Annotated in this window: 17 protein-coding genes; 9 read left to right on the top strand and 8 right to left on the bottom strand. The window is 60.5% G+C overall.

What is annotated here, in order from left to right; translation table 11 throughout:
* Positions 1-35: 35 nt before the first annotated feature.
* Together ribD and nrdR are read right to left on the bottom strand one after the other, a co-directional pair.
* The gene (gene ribD / locus P406_RS01685) at positions 36-1,136 is read right to left on the bottom strand and encodes a bifunctional diaminohydroxyphosphoribosylaminopyrimidine deaminase/5-amino-6-(5-phosphoribosylamino)uracil reductase RibD (protein WP_162234446.1); all 1,101 of its coding nucleotides are present in this window, start codon (positions 1,134-1,136) and stop codon (positions 36-38) included.
* A gap of 41 nt (positions 1,137-1,177) precedes the next feature.
* Complete coding sequence (gene nrdR, locus P406_RS01680; protein WP_003317051.1) at positions 1,178-1,642, bottom strand: transcriptional regulator NrdR; 465 nt, start codon at positions 1,640-1,642, stop codon at positions 1,178-1,180.
* Positions 1,643-1,818: 176 nt separating this feature from the next.
* Here nrdR and P406_RS01675 point away from each other — a divergent pair, with 176 nt between their 5' ends.
* The 3 genes from P406_RS01675 (at position 1,819) to trxA (ending at position 4,031) form a co-directional block, all read left to right on the top strand.
* Positions 1,819-2,268: a lipoprotein gene (locus tag P406_RS01675; RefSeq protein WP_046235126.1), complete on the top strand. Its 450-nt coding sequence runs from the start codon at positions 1,819-1,821 to the stop codon at positions 2,266-2,268.
* Complete coding sequence (locus P406_RS01670) at positions 2,265-2,918, top strand: class I SAM-dependent methyltransferase (RefSeq protein ID WP_046235125.1); 654 nt, start codon at positions 2,265-2,267, stop codon at positions 2,916-2,918. Before P406_RS01675 ends, P406_RS01670 begins: the two co-directional genes overlap by 4 nt.
* Before the next feature lie 240 nt (positions 2,919-3,158).
* On the top strand, positions 3,159-4,031 hold the full coding sequence (trxA, locus tag P406_RS01665) for a thioredoxin (protein ID WP_003349508.1): 873 nt from the start codon (positions 3,159-3,161) through the stop codon (positions 4,029-4,031).
* Between the two features lie 56 nt (positions 4,032-4,087).
* On the opposite strand, the gene P406_RS01660 is transcribed toward trxA, so the two are convergent.
* Both P406_RS01660 and P406_RS01655 read right to left on the bottom strand, forming a co-directional pair.
* Positions 4,088-4,441, bottom strand: coding sequence for a hypothetical protein (locus tag P406_RS01660; protein WP_046235124.1), 354 nt, complete (start codon positions 4,439-4,441; stop codon positions 4,088-4,090).
* Positions 4,442-4,502: 61 nt separating this feature from the next.
* Positions 4,503-4,925 (bottom strand): nuclear transport factor 2 family protein, encoded by a 423-nt coding sequence (locus P406_RS01655; RefSeq protein WP_046235123.1) that lies wholly within the window; start codon positions 4,923-4,925, stop codon positions 4,503-4,505.
* 301 nt (positions 4,926-5,226) lie between these two features.
* On the opposite strand from P406_RS01655, the gene P406_RS01650 reads away from it, so the two are divergent.
* From P406_RS01650 to P406_RS01630, 5 genes are all read left to right on the top strand, one after another.
* A complete protein-coding gene (locus P406_RS01650) occupies positions 5,227-5,814 on the top strand; it encodes a DUF2796 domain-containing protein (protein WP_046235122.1) in 588 nt (195 codons plus the stop codon).
* A gap of 69 nt (positions 5,815-5,883) precedes the next feature.
* Positions 5,884-6,594 carry an ABC transporter ATP-binding protein gene (locus P406_RS01645; RefSeq protein ID WP_046235121.1) on the top strand — a complete coding sequence of 237 codons (711 nt, stop codon included), beginning with the start codon at positions 5,884-5,886 and terminating at the stop codon, positions 6,592-6,594.
* Position 6,595: 1 nt separating this feature from the next.
* Positions 6,596-7,861, top strand: a complete 1,266-nt coding sequence (locus P406_RS01640) for an ABC transporter permease (RefSeq protein ID WP_003317058.1) — start codon at positions 6,596-6,598, stop codon at positions 7,859-7,861.
* An 8-nt stretch (positions 7,862-7,869) separates the two neighbouring features.
* The gene (locus P406_RS01635; protein WP_004412093.1) at positions 7,870-8,394 is read left to right on the top strand and encodes a DUF3299 domain-containing protein; all 525 of its coding nucleotides are present in this window, start codon (positions 7,870-7,872) and stop codon (positions 8,392-8,394) included.
* A gap of 103 nt (positions 8,395-8,497) precedes the next feature.
* On the top strand, positions 8,498-9,184 hold the full coding sequence (locus P406_RS01630; RefSeq protein ID WP_011269052.1) for an OmpW/AlkL family protein: 687 nt from the start codon (positions 8,498-8,500) through the stop codon (positions 9,182-9,184).
* 1,017 nt (positions 9,185-10,201) lie between these two features.
* On the opposite strand, the gene P406_RS01625 is transcribed toward P406_RS01630, so the two are convergent.
* The 3 genes from P406_RS01625 to P406_RS01615 all read right to left on the bottom strand — a co-directional run bounded on the left by P406_RS01625 (position 10,202) and on the right by P406_RS01615 (position 14,480).
* On the bottom strand, positions 10,202-11,131 hold the full coding sequence (locus tag P406_RS01625; RefSeq protein WP_003391839.1) for an NAD-dependent epimerase/dehydratase family protein: 930 nt from the start codon (positions 11,129-11,131) through the stop codon (positions 10,202-10,204).
* Positions 11,124-12,008: a sugar nucleotide-binding protein gene (locus tag P406_RS01620; RefSeq protein WP_003426665.1), complete on the bottom strand. Its 885-nt coding sequence runs from the start codon at positions 12,006-12,008 to the stop codon at positions 11,124-11,126. The genes P406_RS01625 and P406_RS01620 overlap by 8 nt, the downstream gene beginning before the upstream one ends.
* A gap of 153 nt (positions 12,009-12,161) precedes the next feature.
* The gene (locus P406_RS01615) at positions 12,162-14,480 is read right to left on the bottom strand and encodes a mechanosensitive ion channel family protein (RefSeq protein ID WP_046235120.1); all 2,319 of its coding nucleotides are present in this window, start codon (positions 14,478-14,480) and stop codon (positions 12,162-12,164) included.
* A gap of 291 nt (positions 14,481-14,771) precedes the next feature.
* On the opposite strand from P406_RS01615, the gene P406_RS01610 reads away from it, so the two are divergent.
* The gene (locus P406_RS01610) at positions 14,772-15,590 is read left to right on the top strand and encodes an alpha/beta fold hydrolase (RefSeq protein ID WP_046235119.1); all 819 of its coding nucleotides are present in this window, start codon (positions 14,772-14,774) and stop codon (positions 15,588-15,590) included.
* A gap of 48 nt (positions 15,591-15,638) precedes the next feature.
* On the opposite strand, the gene P406_RS01605 is transcribed toward P406_RS01610, so the two are convergent.
* Positions 15,639-16,487: an ureidoglycolate lyase gene (locus tag P406_RS01605; RefSeq protein WP_046235118.1), complete on the bottom strand. Its 849-nt coding sequence runs from the start codon at positions 16,485-16,487 to the stop codon at positions 15,639-15,641.
* Positions 16,488-16,563: the final 76 nt, after the last annotated feature.

The following is a 16,563-nucleotide window of genomic DNA, read 5'->3' as shown; positions in this document are numbered from 1 at the left end:
AGAACAAGGGCTGCGCGCTAGGCGAAAGCCGGGAATTATACGCCGGGTGTGCGCACAGGGAGAGCGATGACTCGCCAGTCATTACCGACAGCACGCATTTCCACAATGTTCAGCTCAAGTGCCTCGCTCATCTGCGCCAGGGGCAGATCGAGCAGCGGACGGGCCGATGAGCCGAGAAACTTGCCGGCAATGAAGAGCTGAAACTCGTCGACCAGCCCGAGCCGCGCAAAAGCCCCAGCCAGTCGCGGACCGGCCTCGACCAGTACTTCATTGACGCCACGCGCGGCCAGCTCGCCCATCAACCTGCGCAGGTCCACATGACCGGCGCTGTCGGCCAGGGCGAGCATTTCGTGGCCCTCTTCCTGATAACGACCTCGCGCCGACGCAGCGGCGCAGGTCACGACCAGCGCACTGCCTGCCTGGAAGAACGGTGCATCGAGCGGCACGCGTAAACGGCCGTCGATCAACACGCGCAACGGTGCACGTGCAGCGGCCAGCGCGGTCAGTTCGGCATCGAGCCCCAATTCATCAGGGCGCACGGTGAGACGAGCCTTGTCGGCCAGCACCGTGTCGGCGCCGCTGAGCACCACGCTCGACTGAGCGCGCAGGCGCTGCACGGCAGAACGCGCCTCGGGACCGGTGATCCACTGGCTTTCACCGCTGGCCATCGCCGTTCGACCATCCAGGCTCATGGCCATCTTGACCCGCACGTACGGCAGGCCGGTTTCCATGCGCTTGAGAAAACCTTTGTTCAGCGCTCGCGCTTCGCTTTCCAGCACACCACACTGAACGCCGATGCCAGCGTTCATAAGGCGTAACAGGCCACGGCCGGAAACGTCGGGATTAGGGTCCTGCATCGCCGCGACAACCCGCGTCACCCCGGCTTCGATCAGTGCATCGGCACAGGGCGGTGTGCGCCCCTGGTGACTGCACGGTTCGAGGGTGACGTAGGCGGTCGCGCCTCTGGCCAGCTCGCCGGCCTGGCGCAACGCATGCACTTCGGCATGCGGCTCACCGGCGCGCGCATGCCAGCCTTCGCCAACGATCCGGCCTTCACGCACGATCACGCAGCCGACTCGCGGGTTGGGATGCGTGGAGTAGAGCCCCTTGCGCGCCAGCTCGAGTGCTCGCGCCATGTAATGAACGTCGAGAGCCGCCTGTTCAGTCAGCAATGCATTTATTCCTTGCCCGGCTCGCGGGCCAGACGATCGATTTCTTCACGGAATTCGTTGAGGTCCTGAAAGCGCCGGTACACGGAAGCGAAACGGATGTAGGCCACTTCGTCGAGCTTCTGCAGCTCGGTCATGACCAGCTCACCCACTACCAGCGATTTGACTTCGCGTTCGCCGGTCGCGCGCAGCTTGTGTTTGATGTGAACCAGGGCCGCTTCCAGGCGTTCGACACTCACCGGACGCTTTTCAAGCGCGCGCTGCATACCGGCGCGCAGTTTTTCTTCATCGAAAGGCTGGCGGCTGCCGTCCTGTTTGATCAGACGCGGCAAGACCAGCTCGGCAGTTTCGAACGTGGTGAAGCGCTCGCCGCAGGCCAGGCACTCGCGTCGGCGGCGTACTTGCTCGCCTTCGGCGACGAGGCGGGAGTCGATGACTTTGGTGTCATTGGCACCGCAGAAGGGACAGTGCATGGTGGCTGGCAACGAAAGAATGGGGAGCGCCATGTTAGCGCATCCTGCCGGCAAGACAAGGCTGAGGGTTTACGGTATATAGACGCGCATTAAAGCGGTGTGAAATTGTCCGGGCTCGGTAATACTGCACGCTTGGCGTCACCCAGCCTTTCGAATTTTGCCTTGTGGAGCTCTTGATGACGTTACGCCCCGCTTTTCTACTCTGCTTCATCGGCTTGCTGGCCGCGTGCAGCAGCAATGACGCGCCGAAACCCGCTGCGCCGCCACCGGTCGCGCCTTCGATCAAGCTGCCTGCCGGGCCGGGGCCACTGCAACCGTACCAACGTGAACTCAGCGGGCAATTGCTGGGCGTGCCGACCGGCGCCGAGGTCGAGCTGGCAATGCTGGTCATCGACGAACGCGGACGTCCGCAGAAGCTGCTGACCAACACCCTGCTCAAGGGTAACGGTCAATCATTGCCGTTCCAGCTGCGCTTCAACCCGGAAGCCTTTCCGGTCGGCGGACGCGTCGAATTGCGTGGCCGCGCCAGTAAATCCGGGCAGCTGATCCTGCACCTGCCGTCGATGCGTATCGATCAGCCGGTGACTCAGGCCCTGGGGCAGTTGCAGTTCGTCAAGGCGCCATGATCGCTCCGCAACACCTGCAACGCACGCTGAGCGAGCTGCTCGGCGACGCCCGGCTGGCAATTACTGCGCTGCCGGGCACAGCGCTGAAGCTGTGGCTGATCGACGATGCCAACATGGACCGCGCCTTCAGCCCGGATGAAACGCGGCGTATTCTGGAAGATCCACCGTACTGGTGCTTTTGCTGGGCCAGCGGCCTGGCTCTGGCACGTTTTCTGGCTGAAAACCCGCACTGGGTGGCTGGCAAACGGGTACTGGACTTTGGTGCGGGCTCGGGTGTGGCGGGCATTGCCGCGCTCAAGGCCGGGGCGCTTGAGGTCGTGGCCTGTGATCTCGACCCACTGGCGCTCGCTGCCTGCCGGGCCAATGCCGAACTCAATCAGGTGCCATTGCGCTACTCGACGGATTTCTTTGCCGAGGCGGACCGCTTCGATCTGATTCTGATCGCCGACGTGCTCTACGACCGCGCCAACCTGCCGTTGCTGGACCAGTTCCTCTCCCGAGGCCGCGAGGCACTGGTGGCCGATTCCCGCGTGCGCGACTTCAAGCACGCTGCCTACCAGCGTCTGACGATGCTCCATGCGCACACCCTGCCGGACCTGGCCGAGCCGCACGAATTTCGCGACGTGAGCCTCTATCACGCGGCGCGGTGAGCGTGCTGACTCACGCTTTATCGTTCCGCACGCTCCAGCGTGGGAATGCATTTCTGGACGCTCTGCGTCCGACCTTGAGCGTGCGGAGCGGCGCAGAATTGCGACGCAGAGCGTCACGAACTGCATGCCAACGCAGAGCATTGGCACGATAGTCAGTTCCCAGCCCCATGAATGACACCGCTTTCAGCATTGCCCTGCGGGCTTTATAGTTGGCAGCATTCAGATTCTTCGAGACGTGCAATGAGCCAGGAAACTGCTTACATTTTCGACGCAACCGCCGCGAACTTCGATCAACTGGTGATCGACAAGTCCTTCGACCAGCCAGTGCTGGTGGATTTCTGGGCCGAGTGGTGTGCGCCCTGCAAGGTCTTGATGCCCCTGCTGCAGCAAATCACCGAGAGTTATCAGGGCGAGCTGCTGCTGGCCAAGGTCAATTGCGACATCGAGCAGGACATCGTGGCGCGCTTCGGCATTCGCAGCCTGCCGACCGTGGTGCTGTTCAAGGACGGCCAGCCGGTAGATGGCTTTGCCGGTGCCCAGCCCGAGTCGGAAATCCGCAAGATTCTCGACCAGCACGTGGTCATGCCGCCGCCTCCGGCCGCCGATCCGCTCAAGCAGGCACAGGCGCTGTTTGCCGAAAGTCGTTTCGCCGAAGCCGAAGCACAGCTCAAAGTGCTGTTGGGCGAAGACAACACCAATGGCGCCGCGCTGATTCTGTATGCGCGCTGCCTGGCCGAACGGGGCGAGCTGAGCGAGGCCAAGGCCGTGCTGGATGCGGTCACCGGTGATGCACACAAGGCCGAACTGGCCGGTGCCAAGGCCCAACTGACGTTCCTCGCGCAGGCCGCGACCCTGCCGGACGCCGCCGAACTGAAAAGCCGTCTTGCACAAAACCCGCAGGACGATGAAGCAGCACTGCAACTGGCGATTCAGCAGTTGTCGCGTCAACAGTACGAAGCTGCGCTCGAGGGCCTGCTCAAGCTGTTCATCCGCAATCGCAATTACGCCGAGGGGCTGCCGCACAAGACGCTGCTGCAAGTATTCGACCTGCTGGGCAACGATCACCCGCTGGTCACGGCGTACCGTCGCAAGCTGTTTGCCGCGCTGTACTGAGGCGTAACACAACAGGCACCGCAATGAGGTGCCTGCTGTTGCTGAGCGCGGTCAGGTCACGTTGCTTCGATCCAGCTGTACAGCGGCGCATCTCCGCCGCTCTCGACCTTCACGTTCGCCGAGTGACGCAAGCGCACCAGCAGATGCTTGCCCGCAGCGGTACTGCCCGCCAACCCTTCCAGTTGTCCCAATAGATCCGGCCCACTCATCTGCCCGGCCTTGTGCAGCAATTCCTGAGCGACTTGCCAGAGCCTGTCGTCCTGGTTGAGCGGCGTGTTCTCGGCTACGGCGGCTGGCGCCTCCGGGGCCACGCCCTTGAGCTGCGCGCCCAGTTGCGCCCAGTCTTCTTCGTCCAGTTCAAGGGTCAAATCCACCGGCCACTGGCCTACGGTTCCACGAATACGCAACATGATGTGCACCTGCTGACAGTCAGGCGTACATGCTCCCACAGGCTGGCGCGCATTCCCATGATCAACCGTAACGCCACTGGTTGAGGACCGGTTCCTTGCCGTTGATGAAATTGCCAAGCGCCCGCACGTCGTAGACGTTTTCCCAGCACTCGATAATTCGGCCATCGCGAAACCGCCACAGGTCGCAAAACGGCATGATGATCTTCCGGCCCTCGCAACTGGCGCGCATCTCGCCCAGCACCGAGCCGAAGTGATCGTTGGCGACGATGTCGTGGACATCCATGTACAGGGTCTGATGGGTACGCCTGATCAGATTGATCTGATGGGAAAGCACTGCCTCCCTGCCGATGGCTATGGACAAGCCACCGCCAGCGCCTTGATCCGCCTTGTGCAGCACGATGTCAGCGTCGGCGAATTCGGTGATGCGTGTCATATCCTTGTACACAGCACGCAGGACTTCTCTGTTCGAATGGAGCTTGTTCATGAGTATCTTCCCTGATGTCGCACTCGGCCCAGGTCGAGCGCAGGCCCTTACTGGCGATGAAAACCTTCCTGCGCATCCGGCGCAGGTGTAGCGATTTTCATCTTCCAGAGTAGGACTTGATGACGCGAAGTGTGAGACTACTTAGGCATAAGCACCGGACCGGGTATGCCCGACAAGACCGTCAATAGCGCTTTGCTGCAGCCCGGTCACCCTGCGTCTGGATAAAAACACGTCCACGCAGGCCGTCACTTGTTATAAGATCACATAACAGTTTTTCTCGATTATTGTTCTGGAGCCCGCTATGCGCCGTATGCTACTCGCCCTGCCTTTCGCCCTGTTACCACTCGTTGCTGCGCACGCGGCTGAAGAACACGACCACGATCATGGCGATGAGCATGGCAGCCTGGGCGCGCACGAGCATGGCGTAGGACGTCTGGATGTGGTGCTGGAAGGCAAGACGCTGGAATTCGAATTCGATAGCCCGGCCATGAACATCGTCGGTTTCGAACACGTTGCGACCTCGGATGAAGACAAGGCCAAAGTCGCCAAGGCGCGCGAATTGCTGCTCAAGCCCAACGCGTTGTTCAGCATTGCCGATGCCGCCAATTGCTCGGCCACTTCGGTAAAGCTGGAAAGCCCGTTGTTTGGTGACAAGGATGACGATCACGATGAACACGCCAAGGGCGGCGACGCCGATCATCATGAGCACAGCGAAATTCACGGTCATTACAAGTTCGTCTGTGACGCACCGGCCATTCTGAAGAAGCTCGACCTGTCGCAAATCTTCACAACCTTTCCCGACACCAAGAAGCTTCAGGTACAACTGATTTCGCCAGGCGGCCAGTCAGGCGCAGAAGTGATCGCAGCCAACCCGACGCTGAAATTCTGATCGCACCCTGCAGTACAACGACCGGGCCTGGCCCGGTCTTTTAATTTCCAACCGAGCGTGAGTCAGCCCATGACCCAAGCACTGATCGAACTGTCGGACCTGCGCTTCAACTGGCCCGGCCATCCGCAACTGCTGGACATCCCCGAGTTCCGCCTGCAAAGCGGCGAAACCCTGTTCCTCAAAGGCCCGAGTGGCAGCGGTAAAACCACGCTGCTGGGCCTGCTGGGCGGTGTACAAAAACCGGTCAGCGGCAGCATTCGCCTGTTGAACCAGGACCTGTCGGCCCTCTCTTCGGCCGCGCGTGATCGCTTTCGCGTCGATCACACTGGCTACATCTTCCAGCAGTTCAACCTGCTGCCGTTTTTGTCGGTGCGGGAAAACATCGAACTGCCCTGTCACTTTTCAAAGGTCCGCGCCGAGCGTGCCAGGCAACGCCATGGCAGCGTCGAGAAAGCCACCACTACCCTGCTCGCCCACCTGGGTTTGAAAGACCCGGCGATGCTGATACGCCGCGCCGACTCGCTGTCCATCGGCCAGCAACAGCGAGTCGCTGCCGCCCGGGCGCTGATCGGTCAACCGGAGCTGGTGATTGCCGACGAGCCAACGTCTGCGCTGGACGCGGACTCGCGCGAGGCGTTCATTCGCCTGTTGTTCGCCGAGTGCCGCGAGGCCGGGGCCAGCCTGCTGTTTGTCAGTCATGACCAGAGCCTGGCACCGCTGTTTGATCGCGATCTGTCGCTGAGCGACCTGAATCGCGCCGCCGTTGCCGTGGAGATTTGAGATGTATCTGTTTCGTCTGGCCATGGCCAGCCTGGCCAACCGCCGTTTCACCGCGTTTCTCACTGCCTTCGCCATTGCGCTGTCGGTTTGCCTGTTGCTGGCCGTCGAGCGGGTGCGCACTGAAGCGCGCTCCAGCTTCGCCAGCACCATCAGCGGCACCGACCTGATCGTCGGTGCGCGCTCCGGCTCGATCAACCTGTTGCTGTACTCGGTGTTCCGCATCGGCAATGCCACCAACAACATTCGCTGGGACAGCTTCGAGCACTTCGCCAACAGCAAGCAGGTCAAGTGGGCGATCCCGGTTTCGCTGGGCGACTCCCATCGTGGCTACCGGGTGATGGGCACCAATGAAGCGTATTTCGAGCATTATCAATTCGGTCGCCAACAGCACCTGGAAATGGCCGAAGGACGCGAGTTCAAGACCGATCCCTTTGAAGTGGTGCTGGGTTCGGAGGTCGCCAAGGCGCTGCATTACAAGCTGGGCGACAAGCTGGTACTGGCGCACGGTGTCGCCGCGATCAGCCTGGTCAAGCATGACGACAAGCCATTCACTGTGGTCGGCATCCTCAAGCCGACCGGTACCCCGGTGGACCGCACGCTGCATATCAGCCTGGGCGGCATGGAGGCCATTCATATCGACTGGCACAACGGCGCCCCGGCACGCGGCAACGAGCGCATCTCAGCCGATCAGGCGCGCAACATGGACCTGACGCCGACGGCGATCACTGCCTTCATGCTGGGCTTGAACAGCAAGATTTCCACCTTCAGCCTGCAACGCGAGATCAACGAATACCGTGGCGAGCCCATGCTGGCGATTCTGCCCGGCGTGGCACTGCAGGAGCTGTGGAGCCTGATGGGCACGGCGGAAAAGGCGCTGTTCGTGATTTCGCTGTTCGTGGTGCTGACCGGACTGATCGGCATGCTGACTGCGATTCTCACCAGCCTCAACGAGCGCCGCCGGGAAATGGCCATACTGCGCTCGGTCGGCGCGCGCCCCTGGCATATCGCAAGTCTGCTTATACTCGAAGCCTTCGCCCTGGCGCTGGCGGGTGTCATCAGCGGCCTTGCGCTGCTCTATATCGGCATCTTCGTGGCCCGCGACTACGTGCTCGACAACTACGGTCTGTACCTGTCGTCTATGCCACCTGGCCAATATGAATGGACATTACTCGGTGCCATTCTCGGCTGCGCGCTGTTGATGGGAACCGTGCCAGCCTGGCGAGCCTACAGGCAGTCACTGGCCGATGGACTGTCGATTCGTTTATGAGGACCTTCATGATGCGGCGCATGCTACTCACTCTGCTGTTCTCGGTTACCACTCAAGTGTGGGCCGCCGAGCCGCGTGAGCTGACCTGGAATGACATGATTCCACCCGATGCACCTGTGGTGAAGCCGGTAACGGCTCCGCTGCACGATATGTCCAAGCTGTCCGATGCACTGGCCATGGAGGCAGCGCCTGCGGCCCACCAACTGGCGCCGCATGCGCCGGTGGTCAAGGCACTGGACGGCAAACTGGTGCGTTTACCGGGCTACATCGTGCCGCTCGAGGTCAGTGAGGAAGGCCGGGTGACGGAGTTTTTGCTGGTCCCGTATTTCGGCGCCTGCATCCATGTGCCGCCGCCACCGGCGAACCAGATCGTGCATGTCACGAGCGAGCTGGGTGTGAAGGTCGATGAGCTGTATCAGCCGTACTGGATCGAAGGACCGATGCAGGCCAAGTCGTCTTCCAGCGAACTGGCAGAAGCGGGTTATCAGATGCAGGCAGACAAGATTCTTGTCTACGAGTTGCCGGATTCATAAGGATCACGAGGTTCCCAGCGATTTCATTGAGCTGAGTCAAAGTCGCCGCTCGACAGCGCTTTAACATTACGCCCATAAATTTTGACTGATCTCTGGAGCCTCCATGCACAAGCATCTGCTACGCGCGTCCCTTGTCGCGCTTGCCCTCACCGCCCCGGTCGCGGCACACGCCTACCAGCCTGGCGACTTCATCGTTCGCGCCGGTGTCGCACACGTCCAGCCCAATGAAGACAGCGGCGAAGTACGCCTCGACGGTGCCAAGGTTTCCGGCACCAAAGCGACTGTCGACGGCGAAAACCAGCTGGGCCTGACCTTCGCCTACATGCTGACCCAGCACGTCGGCATCGAGCTGCTGGCCGCTACGCCGTTCAGCCACACCGTGTCGGTCAAAGGCCTCGGGCCTGGCCTGGATGGCAAGCTGGCCGATATCAAACAACTGCCCCCGACGCTGTCGTTGCAGTACTACCCGATGGAACCGTCGTCGAAATTCCAGCCGTACGCTGGCGTGGGCATCAACTACACCACGTTCTTCGATACCGACCTGACCGGCAACCGCAAGGATCAGGGTTTCAGCAACCTCAAGCTCAAGGACTCGGTCGGCCTGGCCGGGCAGTTGGGCATGGATTACATGATCACCGACAACGTACTGCTCAACGCCTCGGTCTGGTACGTCGACATCGACACCAAAGCAACCGTGGACGGCCCGTCAGCCCTGGCCGTCGGCAAGACCAAGGTCGACGTGGACATCGACCCATGGGTATACATGGTGGGTGTGGGTTACAAGTTCTGACCTGAACGTCTCAAGCGCCACAAACACAAAGGCACCCTTATTGGGTGCCTTTGTGTTTTGTAGACCTGATGATCTCGTACCAACTCCATGACGAAGTAATGCCGCGTTTTTTGCAGGAGCGGGCTGGTCCGAAGGCAGTTACATTCGATGCACTTTCTGCGTCTGCAATATCGTCTTCGCGAACAAGTTCGCTTCTACAGGTGCTCACAGGCTTTTGTAGGAGCGAACTTGTTCGCGAATAGGCAGTTACATTCGATGTACTTTCTGCGCCTGCAATATCGGCTTCGCGAACAAGTTCGCTCCTACAGGTGCTCACAGGCTTTTGCAGGAGCGAACTTGTTCGCGAATAGGCAGTTACATTCGATGCACTTTCTGCGCCTGTAATATCGGCTTCGCGAACAAGTTCGCTCCTACAGGTGCTCACAGGCTTTTGTAGGAGCAACTTGTTCGCGAATAGGCAGTTACATTCGGTGTAATTTCTGCGTCTGCAATATCGGCTTCGCGAACAAGTTCGCTCCTACAGGTGCTCACAGGCTTTTGTAGGAGCAACTTGTTCGCGAATAGGCAGTTACATTCGGTGTAATTTCTGCGTCTGCAATATCGGTTTCGCGAACAAGTTCGCTCCTACAGGTGCTCACAGGCTTTTGTAGGAGCGAACTTGTTCGCGAATAGGCAGTTACATTCGGTGTAATTTCTGCGTCTGCAATATCGTCTTCGCGAACAAGTTCGCTTCTACAGGTGCTCACAGGCTTTTGTAGGAGCGAACTTGTTCGCGAATAGGCAGTTACATTCGATGTACTTTCTGCGCCTGCAATATCGGCTTCGCGAACAAGTTCGCTCCTACAGGTGCTCACAGGCTTTTGTAGGAGCGAACTTGTTGCGAATAGGCAGTTACATTCGATGCACTTTCTGCGCCTGCAATATCATCTTCGCGAACAAGTTCGCTCCTACAGGTGCTCACAGGCTTTTGTAGGAGCGAACTTGTTCGCGAATAGGCAGTTACATTCGATGTAGGGCTCACTGCCCCATCAACAACTCAAGCCCACGCACCAGCGGCGTTGGCTCGTCGAGGGTGAAGTGTTCCAGCAGGCGCTGGTTGCTGGCGCGGGAGTGTTTGATGTCGCCCGAGCGTGGTGCCTGATAGGTGACTTCCGGCTGCTTGCCGACAACCTGCGCAAGCGCAGCCAGCAGTTCGTTGAGCGATGTGGTCTTGTTCAGGCCGACGTTGATCGCGCCTTCGATAGCGCTTTCCCGTGACAAGGCCTGCAGCAGCAGCTTGAGCAGATCCCCGACGTAGTAGAAATCCCGCGTTTGCTCGCCATCGCCAAACACGCTGATCGGCAGGCCTTTGCGGATACGCTCGGCAAAGATGCTGATCACACCGGAGTACGGCGACGATGGGTCCTGGCGTGGCCCGAAAATGTTGAAGAAGCGAAAGATCACCGGTTCCAGGCCATGCTGGCGACGGTAGAAATCCAGGTAATACTCGCTGGCCAGCTTGTCCGAGGCGTAAGGGGTCAACGGTGCTTTGGTGGTGTCCTCGGTGATCGCTTCGCCCTCACCGTTGTTGCCGTACACCGCCGCGCTGGAAGCGAAGATCACCCGTTTGATGCCCGCTTCGCGCATGGCCTCGCAGACATTCAACGTGCCGATGAAGTTGCTCTGGTGGGTGCGCACCGGGTCATCGACCGACGCCTGCACCGAGGCCACTGCCGCCAGGTGCACAACGGCCTTGCAGCCCTGCGCCGCGCGCTTGACCAGGTCGGCATCGGCCACGTCCCCTTCGATCAGTTCGACCCGCGGGTTATCGAGCGGCAAGTTGCTGCGCTTGCCTGCCGAGAGGTTGTCGAGGATACGCACGGTCTGCCCGCTGGCAAGCAATGCGTCGGTCAGGTGCGAGCCAATGAAACCCGCACCTCCAGTGATCAGAACAGGAGCGTCAGACATGTCGATAATACCGATCCAGCAGGCTTGGCAGGCCGGCCCGCCAGGCGCGGGGCTTGATGCCGAAAGTGTGGAGAATTTTCTTGCAGGCCAGTACCGCGTGCTGCGGTTCTTCGGCTGCATCGGGACGCGCGGCATGAGCCTGCGCAGTGGGCGATTCGATGGCCAGCGCGTGCAGCAGACGCGCTTCGGTGAGCACTGCCTGCCCCAGCGCCAGTGGCGTGGTCGCCTCGTGTCCGGCGTAGTGGTAGGTGCCCCACAGCGGCGCTTCGCAGTCGAGTTGCTTGATGACCGAAATGATCACCCGTGCCGCATCATCGACCGGCGTCGGGTTGCCGCGACGATCGTCGGCGAGCAGCAGCTCTCCGGGTTCCTTGGCACGCGAGAGAAAGCGGCCCAGCACGCCATCGGTGCTGTCATCCAGCAACCAGCCGAAACGCACCAGCACATGTTGCGGGCAGGTCGCACGAACGCTCTGCTCGATACGCCACAGGGCCTGGCCGCGCAGGCCCAGAGGTACAGGCTCGTCTTTTTCGCTGTAGGCCGTCGCGCGGGAACCATCGAACACACGATAGCTGGACGGCTGAACCAGCGTGATGTTGTGGTGCTGACACAGTTCGGCAAGACGCTCGACAGAGCGCTCCTGATGGGTCAGGCGCGCTTCACTCACGGTCTCCGCCTGAAACCAGTCGAAGTAGTAAGCAAGGTTGATCAGGGCATCGGGACGGGTGTCATCAAGCAGTTGCGTGAGGCTCGCCACGTCCCAGCCGTCTTGCGGTGGACGTGGTGCGAGGAAACCAATGTCTTCCTCGGCACCCAGACGAATCAGCGCCTGCCCGAGGGCATTCCCGCCGCCCAACAGCATAAGGCGCATTCGCATAGAGTCAGCAGGCTCGGTATCAGGTAATCAAACGAACAATTGAAAAACGCCTGCAAACATAACACGTTGCCTGCCAACCCCCAACAGTTGCGCAGCCTGGCGGGTTAATGACGCCGCGACAAAGCGTTGCAGCGTCCCCGTGCGTCGGTTGAATTACTGAGCTGCCGGGCCGGGCGTGCTGTTGCCTTTGGACAGACTGAGCGGCGCGGGCGCAGGCGCAGAAGGTGTCGCCATGGCAGGGTCCGAGGGCGCGGGTGGCCCTTCGGCTTCGACGCCAGCCTGCGGGTTATTGAAGCCCGGCCCCATGACCATCTGTGGATAAGTCTGCGCAAAACGCACATTCGGGTTCTTGTCCACAAGGCGCTTGAGACGCTCGTTGAACGCGCGCCCCACCGCGTACTGACCGCCCGAAGAGGTACGAAATTGCGCGGTCAGCACCACGCCGTTGAGGTCCATGCGATCGACGCCGAAGACCTCCAGCGGCCCCTGCAGGTTGTGCTTGAGCAGGATGTCTTCGCTGATCGACTGGCCGGTCTCGCGGATCAGCGCCAGCGCGTCATCGATGTCCGAGTCATAGGTGAACTGCACCGAGAAGAACGCGTACGCGAATTGCCGCGACTGGTTGGTGACCGCCTTGATCTGGCCGAACGGCACCGAGTGGACGAACCCCTTGCCGTCACGCAGGCGCACGGTGCGAATGGTCAGGCTTTCCACCGACCCGGAATGGCCGGTGCTGAGCACCACCCAGTCGCCCACCGAAAAGGTGTCCTCGATGATGATGAACAGGCCGGTGATCACATCCTGCACCAGTTGTTGCGAACCGAAACCGATGGCCAGACCGACCACACCGGCACCCGCCAGCAGTGGTGCCACGTTGATGCCCAGGTTGGCCATGGTGGTGATCGCACAGATCACCACCAGAATGATTTTCACCGCGTTGCGCAGCAGCGGCAGAATGGTTTTGATCCGAGTACTCGGCTGGCGTCCGCTGCGATGATTGACCGGCGGTTTCAGGGCTTCCTGAATGGCGGTGTCGAGCACTACCCACAACAGCCAGGTGACGACGAAGATCAGACCGATGCTGCTCAGCGAATCACTGATCACTCGGCCCAGAGTATTGCGTTGGGCAAACTCGAACATCGAGAAGCCCCAGATCCGCCCCAGTATCTCGATGAACCCGATGGCCAGCGCGATACGCAACACCGCGTACACCAGGCTCAGCAGGCGCGCCTTGTACACATGCCCGCCGCGCCCGAGGGTTTCCGTCGGTTTGAACAGGTGCTGGAACACGGTGCTGAGGAACACCGTGGCAATCAGCAGAATGGTGGTGAACAACGCACACCGCAGCGCTTGCTGACTGTCCTCGCCAGCGCCAATCAGGTTGATCGCCGAGACCAGAATCATCAGCAGGATCGGCAGGTGCCACAGCCTGGAGAATATCTTCAACGACTGTTGCAGCGCGGGCCGCTGCAGACGACTGCTCAAGGAGCGGTTACGGATCAGGTGGGCCACCGGGCGACGCACCTTGATGATCAGCATGCAGAACACCACCGAGGCAAACAGCCCGGTAAACACCGCAACACTGGTGGTGACGTTACTGCCCAGCTGACGGGCGATCTGCGGACTGGTCAGCGCGTCACTCAGCGCCGCCAGGAAGCCGACCACGAACAGTGGCCGCGGCGCGTAGCGGCGGATCATGCGCACGCCGGCACGCTTATGCCCGAAGTTGAACATCACGATCACGCAGAGCAGCACCGAAGTCGAGACGATGCCGCTGCTGGTTGCATACGCGAAACACAGCGCCAGCGCGCGGCCTACCGAAGACGGCATGAAGTGGCTGACGTAAAGGGTCAACGGCAGGCAGACGATGGCTGGCAGAGTAAATGGCAACACGTACTTGAGCAGCGCCTGACTGCGCGCGCGCACCCGCATGAACGGTGTGCGGCACAAGCGTACGGCCAGAAAACGACCCAGCGTGGTCAGAACCGCAAACGATGCGATCCATACAAAAGACAGGGCGAGAAAGTCCCCGGCGACACTCCATGGGGAGCGTGTGGTGCGTTTGTTGACCAGCTTTTCCAGCTCGTCAGCGGCGCGATCGGCGCGCAGTTGCCAGGCGTCGAACAGGTTGTCATCCAGATTGAGCTTTTCCTGGACGTCATCGATGCTGGTACTGATGGCACCGAGCAACCCGCCCTGCACCAGCAACTCTGGGGCCTCGGCCGCAGGCTCTGCACCATCGGCTGGTTTCGCATCGGTCTTGTCCTTGTCCGCCGCCTTGTCATCCGCTTTCGCGGCGGGTTTGTCAGCGGCCTTGGGGTCGGCTTTGGGGTCAGCCTTTTCAGCAGCCTTGTCGTCTGCCGGCACCGCCGCGCCCATCGGTAATGCAGGTACATCGGCCGCCTGGAGATTGAAACTGCCTGCGAATAACAGCAGACCCGAAAGGATCAAGATTTTCAGCTGAGACGCCACGCAGTTCTCTCCTTCAATGGGCAAGTCAAACCATAGACAGGGCAAGGCAAGCCTCGACCCCAATGAACTGATTCCCGTATGCGCGGCAAGTTCGGTTTCGGCAGGGAAATACGATGAGGCAATGTTTCAGAAAACCGCGGTTGGGCAGTACGCTCAGTCTTCTCGACTGAACTATGCAAAACCTCCAGTGCCGGAATTATCGGGAGCTGCCGAAGGCGTTCACCCGCCTGCGCAGCACGGCGTTCGCCGGATCAACCCGACATCGAGAACCTGACATCAAGAGGAATCTGCATGAGCACGTTCAACACCAAAGATGGCACCGAGATCTATTACAAGGATTGGGGCACGGGCAAACCGGTCCTGTTCAGCCACGGCTGGCCGCTGGATGCGGACATGTGGGAATACCAGATGGAATACCTGAGCAGCCGGGGCTATCGCACCATCGCCTACGACCGCCGCGGGTTCGGTCGTTCCGGTCAGCCGTGGACCGGCTATGACTATGACACCTTCGCTGACGACATCGCCGAGCTGATCGAACACCTCGATCTGCGCGACGTGACACTGGTGGGTTTCTCCATGGGCGGCGGTGACGTCACGCGCTATATCGCCAAACATGGCAGCGAGCGGGTGGCCAAACTGGCGTTGCTGGGCTCGGTCACACCGTTCTTCCTCAAAACCGCTGACAACCCGGAAGGCGTCGAGCAGTCCGTATTCGATGGCATCATGGCAGGCCTGCTCAAGGACCGCGCCCAATTCATCAGCGACTTCGCCAGCACGTTCTACGGCATCAACCACGGCCAGAAAGTCTCCGAAGGCGTACAGACGCAGACGCTGAACATCGCCCTGCTCGCCTCGCTCAAGGGCACGCTGGATTGCGTGACGGCGTTCTCCGCAACCGACTTCCGCCCGGACATGGCAAAAATCGATGTGCCGACCCTGGTGATTCACGGTGACGACGATCAGGTGGTGCCATTCGAGGCTTCGGGCAAACGGGCTGCCGCGATGATCAAGGGGGCCGAGCTGAAGGTCTACCCAGGCGCGCCGCACGGGTTTGCAGTGACCCATGCAGAGATGCTCAACAAAGACCTGCTGGCGTTTTTGCAGGGCTGATGGCTTGTGTGACAGGGAGCCGATTGCCAGCTCCCTGCTGGCAGCGGGTCAGTCGGCCGGAACGGTCAACTGATTCTGCTCGCCCAGCCCCGCAATCCCCAGACGTATGCGTTGCCCTGCACGCAGGAAGACAGGTTGCGGCTTCACGCCCTGCCCCACACCCGGTGGCGTCCCCGTCGAGATGACATCGCCTGGTTGCAGGCTCATGCAACGGCTCAGGTAGGCGATCAGTTGCGGCACGCTGAAAATCATCGTGCGCGTATTGCCATTCTGATAGCGGTGGCCGTCCACTTCCAGCCACAGGTCGAGCGAGTGAGGATCGGCAACTTCGTCGCGGGTCACCAGCCATGGACCTAACGGGCCGAAGGTATCGAAGCCTTTACCCTTGTCCCAGGTCCCGCCGCGCTCTAGCTGCCATTCGCGCTCGGACACATCGTTGATCACGCAATACCCGGCTACGTGCGCCATGGCATCGGCTTCGTCGATGTAACGTCCGCCCTTGCCGATGATCACGCCCAGTTCGACCTCCCAGTCAGTCTTGAGCGAACCACGGGGGATCTGGACATCATCGTTGGGGCCGCAAATTGCACTGGTCCACTTGTTGAAGATGATCGGTTCCTTCGGCACTTCCATCTGCGACTCGGCCGCGTGGTCAGCGTAGTTCAAGCCTATGCAGATGAACTTGCCGACCTGCCCGACACACGCTCCGACGCGTGGTTGGCCCGGAACCAGAGGCAGGCTCTCGGGATCCAGCGCAGCCAGGCTTGCAAGACCTGCCGGGCTCAACACATCGCCAGCGATATCCTTGACGTGTGCAGACAGGTCACGGATCTGGTTGGCAGCATCAAGCAAGCCTGGCTTTTCCAGACCCTTCTCACCGTAACGTAGCAATTTCATCGAGTTCTCCCGTTTCTGTCCAAGGTTTGAACCGCGGATCAAGAGGGTGACGCCCTGTTGCCCAGCCTGCGCGGCA

Source organism: Pseudomonas syringae pv. coryli str. NCPPB 4273 (genome assembly GCF_000972175.1).
Lineage (GTDB): Bacteria > Pseudomonadota > Gammaproteobacteria > Pseudomonadales > Pseudomonadaceae > Aquipseudomonas > Aquipseudomonas syringae.
Note: the sequence above shows the minus strand (reverse complement) of the source record. Positions and strands in the feature narration are given on the sequence as shown.

Coding starts and splice junctions, on each gene's coding strand:
- P406_RS01635 (WP_004412093.1), top strand. CDS start 7,870: ATGATGCGGCGCATGCTACTCACTCTGCTGTTCTCGGTTACCACTCAA.
- P406_RS01625 (WP_003391839.1), bottom strand. CDS start 11,131: ATGTCTGACGCTCCTGTTCTGATCACTGGAGGTGCGGGTTTCATTGGC.
- P406_RS01655 (WP_046235123.1), bottom strand. CDS start 4,925: ATGAACAAGCTCCATTCGAACAGAGAAGTCCTGCGTGCTGTGTACAAG.
- P406_RS01630 (WP_011269052.1), top strand. CDS start 8,498: ATGCACAAGCATCTGCTACGCGCGTCCCTTGTCGCGCTTGCCCTCACC.
- P406_RS01675 (WP_046235126.1), top strand. CDS start 1,819: ATGACGTTACGCCCCGCTTTTCTACTCTGCTTCATCGGCTTGCTGGCC.
- P406_RS01670 (WP_046235125.1), top strand. CDS start 2,265: ATGATCGCTCCGCAACACCTGCAACGCACGCTGAGCGAGCTGCTCGGC.
- P406_RS01640 (WP_003317058.1), top strand. CDS start 6,596: ATGTATCTGTTTCGTCTGGCCATGGCCAGCCTGGCCAACCGCCGTTTC.
- P406_RS01620 (WP_003426665.1), bottom strand. CDS start 12,008: ATGCGAATGCGCCTTATGCTGTTGGGCGGCGGGAATGCCCTCGGGCAG.
- P406_RS01610 (WP_046235119.1), top strand. CDS start 14,772: ATGAGCACGTTCAACACCAAAGATGGCACCGAGATCTATTACAAGGAT.
- P406_RS01660 (WP_046235124.1), bottom strand. CDS start 4,441: ATGTTGCGTATTCGTGGAACCGTAGGCCAGTGGCCGGTGGATTTGACC.
- ribD (WP_162234446.1), bottom strand. CDS start 1,136: ATGGCGCGAGCACTCGAGCTGGCGCGCAAGGGGCTCTACTCCACGCAT.
- P406_RS01645 (WP_046235121.1), top strand. CDS start 5,884: ATGACCCAAGCACTGATCGAACTGTCGGACCTGCGCTTCAACTGGCCC.
- P406_RS01650 (WP_046235122.1), top strand. CDS start 5,227: ATGCGCCGTATGCTACTCGCCCTGCCTTTCGCCCTGTTACCACTCGTT.
- trxA (WP_003349508.1), top strand. CDS start 3,159: ATGAGCCAGGAAACTGCTTACATTTTCGACGCAACCGCCGCGAACTTC.
- P406_RS01605 (WP_046235118.1), bottom strand. CDS start 16,487: ATGAAATTGCTACGTTACGGTGAGAAGGGTCTGGAAAAGCCAGGCTTG.
- nrdR (WP_003317051.1), bottom strand. CDS start 1,642: ATGCACTGTCCCTTCTGCGGTGCCAATGACACCAAAGTCATCGACTCC.